Annotated in this window: 1 pseudogene; it reads right to left on the bottom strand. The window is 70.9% G+C overall.

The annotated features are described in order from the left end of the window. Positions 1-44: 44 nt before the first annotated feature. A pseudogene (locus QP415_RS12280) lies at positions 45-254 on the bottom strand (CrcB family protein); the annotation flags it as partial.

The following is a 254-nucleotide window of genomic DNA, read 5'->3' as shown; positions in this document are numbered from 1 at the left end:
GCCCACGCCGCCGGCCAGGGCCACGAACAGGAAGGTTGCGCCACTCATGCCGGGTCCCCCTCACTGGCGACGGGGCGCGAACCTGAGCGACCGCACGTCCACTCCCCCACGCGCATCCCCGCCCAGGCGCAGGCGCCACCCAGGGCCAGGAGACCGAGGGACTGGGAGACAGCCTCGGCAATTCCATTGAGCGACACGTACCCCACCGACGCGACGATGTACGTCCCGTAGGTCGTGAACGCGCCCGCGAAACC

The organism is Pauljensenia sp. UMB3104 (assembly GCF_030217285.1).
Lineage (GTDB): Bacteria > Actinomycetota > Actinomycetes > Actinomycetales > Actinomycetaceae > Pauljensenia.
Note: the sequence above shows the minus strand (reverse complement) of the source record. Positions and strands in the feature narration are given on the sequence as shown.